The organism is Hydrocoleum sp. CS-953 (assembly GCF_002260545.1).
Classification (GTDB): Bacteria; Cyanobacteriota; Cyanobacteriia; order Cyanobacteriales; family Microcoleaceae; genus Trichodesmium.
The window spans coordinates 1-7,261 of the sequence record NZ_LGSU01001143.1 but is presented as its reverse complement, the minus strand read 5'-3'; the positions used below and the strand labels follow the sequence as shown (position 1 = coordinate 7,261).

The 7,261-nt window shown below is 35.3% G+C and carries 5 protein-coding genes and 1 pseudogene; 2 read left to right on the top strand and 4 right to left on the bottom strand.

The genetic code is table 11. From position 1 onward, the window contains the following. The first annotated feature begins 176 nt into the window (after nt 1-176). Entirely contained in the window at nt 177-521 is a 345-nt protein-coding gene (locus AFK68_RS18025; protein ID WP_246844262.1) for a type II toxin-antitoxin system VapC family toxin, read from the top strand. Between the two features lie 279 nt (nt 522-800). Here the strand turns inward: AFK68_RS18025 and AFK68_RS35235 are convergent. From AFK68_RS35235 to AFK68_RS18010, 4 genes and pseudogenes are all read right to left on the bottom strand, one after another. Then, nucleotides 801-962, bottom strand: a pseudogene (locus AFK68_RS35235) (ABC transporter permease subunit); the annotation flags it as partial. Between the two features lies 1 nt (nt 963). Continuing rightward, nucleotides 964-2,007, bottom strand: a 1,044-nt coding sequence (locus tag AFK68_RS18020) for an ABC transporter permease (RefSeq protein ID WP_246844261.1), incomplete at its 3' end; no start/stop codon positions are given. A gap of 375 nt (nt 2,008-2,382) precedes the next feature. Next, the gene (locus AFK68_RS18015) at nt 2,383-3,588 is read right to left on the bottom strand and encodes an RNA-guided endonuclease TnpB family protein (RefSeq protein WP_094673959.1); all 1,206 of its coding nucleotides are present in this window, start codon (nt 3,586-3,588) and stop codon (nt 2,383-2,385) included. 117 nt (nt 3,589-3,705) lie between these two features. Then, on the bottom strand, nt 3,706-4,218 hold the full coding sequence (locus AFK68_RS18010) for an adenine phosphoribosyltransferase (protein ID WP_094673958.1): 513 nt from the start codon (nt 4,216-4,218) through the stop codon (nt 3,706-3,708). Nucleotides 4,219-4,516: 298 nt separating this feature from the next. Between AFK68_RS18010 and AFK68_RS18005 the strand changes: the two genes are divergently transcribed. Further along, on the top strand, nt 4,517-5,122 hold the full coding sequence (locus AFK68_RS18005; RefSeq protein ID WP_094673957.1) for a DUF3038 domain-containing protein: 606 nt from the start codon (nt 4,517-4,519) through the stop codon (nt 5,120-5,122). Nucleotides 5,123-7,261: the final 2,139 nt, after the last annotated feature.

The following is a 7,261-nucleotide window of genomic DNA, read 5'->3' as shown; positions in this document are numbered from 1 at the left end:
AGCTATCAGCCATCAGCTATTGCTTTTAGTTTTTGATAAAAGCTTTATTATTCAGAAATTTTATATTACTAGAAAAGTCAGTTTTCAGGACGATCTTCGTTTAAATATCCTCCTTAAGGTTGAGGTTTTAAAAGCTGATAGCTGACAGCTAATACCTGAATGCTTACAATTATTCGGTGAGATTTTCCAAAATTCAAGAAGTTGGAGAAAATAAAAATTGTACAAGTATTATCGTCCCTTGTGAATTAAAATTCGGAGCTAAAAAAAAGAACTCTCAAAAGCTCATAGAAAAACTGGAAATCATCTTGGAGAGTATTGAAATACTACTAACTAATCCTATCGAGGAATATTACGCAGAAATCCGTACTTATTTAGAAAGTCAAGGAACTCCCATTGGAGCTAATGATTTATTAATTGCTGCTCATGCTTTAACATTGAATTTAACATTTATTACAGCCAATGTTAGTGAATTTTCCCGTATCCCTAATTTAAAAGTTGAAAACTGGCTCAACCCTAGTTAAAAAAGTTAATAATTTTCCATTGACGAACTATATCAAAAATCAGCTATGCAATTAAAAGATTTTAGAACCCCAACTATTAGCATTAACTCCAGCAGAAAAAACAAGCTATTCAAGTATTAATTAGTTCAAAGTTTAGCTAATGGTTAGTCTGCTATGGAAAAGATAGACGGTGTTAGTGGTATAAATGCTTGTATTCCTGATAATTGATAATGGATAATTAATCCCTAAATTTTGCTAAAAAATCTGATAACTGATAACTGATAACTGAATAACTAATAACTATTTCAGACTTTCCAATTTAATCCGAGGATCTACAGCTTTCAACAACAAATCGGCTAACAAATTACCAATAATTAACATTAGAGCGCCCATCATTAAACTTGCCATAACTAAATATAAATCCTGATTTCTTACTGCTTCTAAAATTAGACTGCCTAATCCNAGAGGTACTAGCTTTTGCTAAAAAAAATGCCGAAAATTCCAATTTAATCCGAGGATCTACAGCTTTCAACAACAAATCGGCTAACAAATTACCAATAATTAACATTAGAGCGCCCATCATTAAACTTGCCATAACTAAATATAAATCCTGATTTCTTACTGCTTCTAAAATTAGACTGCCTAATCCCGGCCAATTAAAGAAATATTCAGCAATAAACGAACCACTTAATAATGAAGCAAATTCAAATCCCAATAACGTTACTAAAGGATTAATAGCATTTCTCAAGGCATGAACGTAAATAACTCGATTCTCTGGAAGACCTTTAGCTCTCGCCGTTTGAATATAATTTTGTCGCAAAACATCCAATAATTGCCCGCGCATTAACCTCTGTAAACCAGCAAAACTGGTAATACTTAAAGCAATTGTCGGTAAAATCATGTGCCAACCCATATCAAAAACTTTACCCGCAAAAGAGAAATCATCGTAGTCGATACTTTGCATTCCTCCAACTGGTAATAAAGGAGAAATATTTTGGGCTAAAAATAATAACAACAGAGCAGTAATAAAACTAGGAAAACCTTGACCAGTGTAACTAATTAATTGTAAAAAACGGTCTAAAAAACGATTTTGATTAACTCCAGCAATAATCCCTAAAGGAATAGCGATCGCCCAGGTCATTATTAAGGAAGAAATAGATAAAACTAAAGTAGCAGGTATTCGCTCCCATAATAAGTCTGCCACTGGTTGTTGAAAAACAAAACTTCTACCAAAATTTCCACTGGTAATAATTCTTCCTAACCAACGTAAATATTGTTCTAAAGGCGACTTATCTAACCCAAATTGTTCCTTAAGTTGTTCAATAGTTTCTTGGGAAATTTGGGGATTTTGACTTAAAGTATCTAAATAACTACCTGGAGCCAACTGAATAACAGCAAAACAAAGAGCAGATGCTAAGAATAAAGTCAAAATTGCTTGTAATATTCTCTTCAATATATAAGCAAAAGTGTCACTGGTAATTAGTTGTTTTAGCTTGTTATGCTTCAATTTTTTATCCACCAATTAAATTAACTATAATACTAATCCTAAATGTGTCACATTTTATCATAAGAGTTTGGCCTCCAAACCCAAACAAAAATGGGATTTGGAAACCAAACCCTTACAGCTTTTTTCGCCAATCATTTCTGATAGCTACTCGCTTTTGTTCCCATTGGCTCAGAACTACTCCCTACTCGCTATTTTTTATATAAATTGCTATTTTTTATATAAATTATAAATATTCATCCTACTGCTGTACAATACCTAAACAATTCCGGCAAAACTTGGGTATGACCTGGTAATGCCAGTCTAAAGATGTTTGCTTCTTGCTTCAACCTGGGAGGTTGGCCTCTTCCAGTTCACAAGCGTAAATTCGGGTACAGCCTACCCCCTAGCATTTTGATTAACTTCTCCATACTGAGATAACACCATTGCCGCATTCAAGTCCCGGTCTATTCTCATTCCACAATCAGGGCAATCAAAAGTACGGTCTTTTAACTTTAATTCTTGATTAATGTAACCACAATTATGACAAGTTTTCGATGATGGAAACCACAGGGGGGCTAGCACTACTGTCCCTCCAGAACTAACGATTTTGGTTGTCAATCGTTGTCTAAATTCATAAAATCCTTGCCTTGCTATTGATGCTGCCAATTTACCATTTTGCATCATCCCTTTCACATTTAAATTCTCTAAGCAGACGTGCTTTACTTTACTCGCTAAATTGGTAGTAGTTTTCTCTATGAAATCCCTATGAATATTAACTACACGACCATGGTACAACGCCTGTTTTTTGTAATATTTAATGGCATTTTTTGAAGGTGGTTTACCTTTACCTTCTAACTGTTTATTGCGGTTGCGCCATTGAAACTTGGCTAGCTTTAATTGCTCTATTTTAATGGAGTCTGGGATACTAAAAACTTCGGAGTTCCCCAATTCTTGGTTGGTTATACTTGCAAATTGTTTGACCCCTACATCTATACCAAAAGTTTCGTATTGTCGCTCATCTAATAGAGGATGAACTGGTAACTGAGAAGCTTCAATACTGAAACTAACAAACCATTTTTCTCCTGTTCTACTAATAGTAAAAGTCTGACTTGCTGTGGTGTAAGGAATTGATTCCCATAATCGAAAAGTTCCTAAGGTTGGTATTTTAATTTTCTTACCAGGATTAATTGTTACTTTTCCATGACCGTCATAAACCGTAAAAGATTGTCGGTCTTTTTTCCTTTTTAATTTAGGATATTTACTGATTCCTTCTTTATACCGTTTAAATGCTTCACCTAGATGTTGAAAAGCACTTTGATAAATGCGAGACGAATAATTAGAAGTCCAGACATATTCTGGTTGCTTTTTTACATAGTCAGTAAAGACTTTTTTAGCTTCTAAAATGCGTAATGCGTAACTCAAGCTAACTTCCTGGCCACGTTTGTTAACTTTGGTCATACCAGAAGTTCCGTTCACCATACTGAGGCCATAGTTGTCAACGAAACGAGCATAACCAGCGCATTGAGCCATTTTTGAGCGCTCCTGATTATTAAGCTTTAATTCAAGTTTTTTGGCGTACAATCCAATCACCTCCAAGCGCATTGTCAACTATTCGTTTGGCTCACTCAAGAAAATCCCCATCAGAACTGTCAGTTATTACCGGAAATTGCCATATATATTGATACTAGAAATCAGCTCCCTACTCCCTACTCCCTATTTTTAGTATTCAATCAAACTAATAATTGGCACTTTAGGTAATTTTTGTCGCCCACCTAAGTCTTTTAACTCAATAACAAAACCAAAACCCACTAAATTACAATTTGCTTTCTCTATTAATTGAACTGTAGCTTCTGCAGTCCCACCCGTTGCCAACAGATCGTCAATTACTAAAACTCGACTACCTGGTGGCATTGCATCTTGGTGCATCTCTAGACTATCTTGGCCATACTCTAAATCATAAGTAACTGAGTAGACTTTTGCGGGTAGCTTTCCCGGTTTGCGGACTGGTATAAAGCCTACATTCAACTGATAAGCTAAAGGCACGCCAAAAATAAACCCTCGCGATTCCATACCCACTACATAGTCTGGTTGAAATTCTGAGCATTTTTCTGTCAAAATGTCAATAGTGTAATGTAAACCATCAGGGTTACTCAGAAGGGTAGTAATATCTCGGAATAGAATTCCCGGTTTAGGAAAATTTGGGATTTCGCGGATTAAATTTTTTAGTTCCATTGTGGTTAAAGTCAAAATTGAAAATATACTCAGATTTGGTTAGAGCAATTGTAGTAGCCTAATACTAATCAGATAGTAAATGTGAAAGGTTATATAATTATTTAGAAACTAATCTTGGGAATTGTATCATTAAAAAAATTATCAGTAATGGAAGTATATCTTTTTTTCTAAAAATTATTAATACTAAGACTTGTAATTTAAGTGTTATTATTTAATGTTTTTTGAGCAGATTTTTTTAACTGTCTTGATATTTTCACCAAAATAGTGTAAGGAAGTATAGAATATTGCTGTAAAAGTAATGGAATTAAAAACTTCTCCCAGTCTATCTAAACCATTGATATTGAATAATTTACCAGATATACCTCTCCCTGATGGTAGTTGTCCCCGAAGAACTAGGACTCAAATTGATTTAATGCTTTTGGCAATTGAAGCTTTACAACTTGGAGGAGCTGAAGTGATGCTGAAGGTTGTTAAAGACTTGGAACTACAAGAAATTATTCCCAATCGTGTTTCTTTGTGGCGACTGCGTAGTACAAATCCCCTACGTCAAAATAGTCAACGTCGTCCCTTGAAATTGAACGAAGCGAAAGCTCTAGTTATTATTGCTTGTCACTTGGCAAAACGTTTAACTGTCCCAATTAGGCAACTTTTGTTTGACTATCAGCAGTTGAGTCAAAAACAGTTACCAATAGAAAGTCATTTACAATTATCTTTTTATTTAGAACAATTTAGGGCACACTTTCGCAGTCGTATGAATCCTAGGCGTTCTGGTGTAATGGCTTATAATTCGGAAGAAAAGTTAAATCAACTGGGGTTGGAGTTATTGGGTAAGTTGCTATTTTGTACTGGTACGACAGGTATGCAGCGGTTTTGGATTAGTCTGTTTGATGGAGAAGTTTTGTGATAAATATAGTAATCCTATTTAAGTTGTAATATTTTGGTCGTGGGGGCGAATCGCGTAATTAGCAGCATTCCGCAGGAATTCGCCCCTACAGGAGTCAGAATTTTAGAGGTTTTCAGCTCAAATTAACTATTATGACAATTCTCACAACCAATTTAGGATTGTTATAGCAGGAATTAATTTAAGGATAAATACCACTAAATTTTGATTCTGTCAAACCGGAGAAATTATCGGTTTGAAAATTAGTTAGCCATCTAGGCGATCGCTCCTTACCCAGTTACTATTTTTTAGCCACTTCATCAACGAAAATACTTAGGTTTAAGGCTATTATTTCCCAAGCATTTTGAAAATTAGTTATAAAAGTGGCATCATATCATTGTTTATATATGATACCAAATGGCTGAAAAAACGCAAGCTCGTAGAAATAGCAACCAAAATTTTCTGCTGAATTTGATGGCTTTTATTTAAAATTTAAAACATAATCTCTATTTTAGACAACTTTTACTTATTCTCTAGCTTTCTAGTATTGACTTATGAAGTCTAATATGGTATTAATATTTAGTATTCAGTATGATTAACTATCCTACCTAAATCTTTCCATCGAAAGGAAATTTGGAAAAATTATCTCTAACTCTGTTGTCTGTTGCCTTTTTGAGGTAAATGCTGAGTGCTAAATCCTGAGCAAAAAATAACCTAGATACGCCTCTGGCTTCAGTAGGAGGTACTGTTAACGAAGTCAGAAGTTAGAAGTCAGTAGGGGTGATTTCCTAGGGAATGCTCCTAATTACGCGGAAAGCGACAGCATTCGGTTTGCGCAGCATTCCGCAGGAAACGAAATCACCCGTACAGAAGTTGTTTTTGTAACGGGGATTTATACCCCGCTCCAAAAACATTTTGCCTTAAAAGGCGGGGTTGCGCGATTCAATTTTTTTGATAACTGAAATGACCGCATAGAACCCCTAATACCATTTCTCAAAAACTTTTCTACATTTTGTTGAGTAGGGGAGTAGGGGACCCACCCCTAACCCCTCCCAGGAGGGGAAAAGTGGAGTAGGGGAGAAGCAAACATAAGAATAATTAACATCATTACTAGCTGAAATTAGCAAAAAAATGATTCTGCGCCCTGCTAATTAGTTAATAACTGAAGTATCCCCCAAGTATAGCAATAATGCATGGGAATTGGTATAAAAGGATCTATAGATCGCGAGTGTGGGAAGTAGGAAAGTGGAGAAGACCGCGAGATGTTGCATAAGGGCACATTAATAGGGGTGTTTTTCCTCTATTCTATTTCTCTGACTCTTGACTCAAGAGCCAAAAACCCGCACCTTTGCTTATATTCCAAATGGATTCAATAGACCCCAAAAGGGTTCTATTGAAAAATACTGTGTGATGGGGAAATAGCGGAGATAGGGAGATGGGACATGGGGAGATGGGGTGATGGGGTGTATTAGACCTCTTCGATAATCAACAATCAAATCAATTATCCCGTATAAATCATCAATTCTTTCCCCCCTACTTCCTACTCCCTCTTGTCTGGAGAGGTCTATTGGAATATTTTTCCATCTTTTATAGCAGGGAACAGGGAACAGGGAACAGGGAACAGTTGGAAAAGTGTTTCCGTGGTCTTTGATTCACCATCAGTCTATGTCCTAATCGCCCTGGCTGTTGCTATAGTTGTATTTCCTATATCCACAGACGACTCGTGCCTCAAAAATTTACTTCCCGGCAAAGATACTGTTGGGGCTTCTATATAAAAAAAAATTTAATTCTACACTGATTTCAAGTTAATAAAATTCAATTTAATACAGATTTAAAATCAATTAAATATTAAAAACAAAAAATATGTCAAAAAAATTAAAAAATTGAGAAAATAACTCAAATTAACTTGACAGGAAAAAAATGGAATTATAATAGAGTCGGATATTAAACCAGCTCCAGAAAAAGCCAAAATTTAGGTTAGGGAGAAAATATGAAAGTAACAAACGAGCAACAACTCGAAGAACTCATACAAAAAGTAAAATTAGCCCAAGAAAAATACGCAACTTATACACAAGAACAAGTAGACTACATCTTCAAAAAAGCAGCCCTAGCAGCCAACGCAGCTAGAATTCCTCTAGCAAAAATGGCAGCCACAGAAACAAG

Coding starts and splice junctions, on each gene's coding strand:
- AFK68_RS18015 (WP_094673959.1), bottom strand. CDS start 3,588: ATGCGCTTGGAGGTGATTGGATTGTACGCCAAAAAACTTGAATTAAAG.
- AFK68_RS18010 (WP_094673958.1), bottom strand. CDS start 4,218: ATGGAACTAAAAAATTTAATCCGCGAAATCCCAAATTTTCCTAAACCG.
- AFK68_RS18005 (WP_094673957.1), top strand. CDS start 4,517: ATGGAATTAAAAACTTCTCCCAGTCTATCTAAACCATTGATATTGAAT.